We start from the raw sequence: 371 nt of genomic DNA on the forward strand, positions 1-371 counted from the left end.
AAAGGTTCTCCAATAGGTTCGCCATTAAGCTTCCATAAGCGCACCGTCTTATCACCACCACTGACAATCGTTTTGCCGTCAGGACTAAAGGAGACTGAATAGACACTACCCTCATGCCCTCGGAAGCCCTCGCCAATTTGATTCCCTTGTAAATTCCATAAACGTACTGTTTTATCTTGACCTCCACTGACAATCAAATTGCTATCTGGGCTAAAAGCAACTGAATTTATATTACCCTCATGTCCATCAAAACGAATTGAGACTCTAGCCTGTTCCATTACTACTGGAGTTTAGACTAAAAGCGATATGAGAGAACGCAAATCAAATGGAATTAGAGATTAAAAATATTATCTTTTCAGCCTCAAAGCATC

General features: G+C 40.4%; 1 protein-coding gene. It reads right to left on the reverse strand.

What is annotated here, in order from left to right; genetic code table 11:
- Positions 1 to 278, reverse strand: a 278-nt coding sequence (locus E5S67_RS32955; RefSeq protein ID WP_425487387.1) for a WD40 repeat domain-containing protein, incomplete at its 3' end; no start/stop codon positions are given.
- Positions 279 to 371: the final 93 nt, after the last annotated feature.

Source organism: Microcoleus asticus IPMA8 (assembly GCF_013179805.1).
GTDB classification, from domain to species: domain Bacteria; phylum Cyanobacteriota; class Cyanobacteriia; order Cyanobacteriales; family Microcoleaceae; genus Microcoleus; species Microcoleus asticus.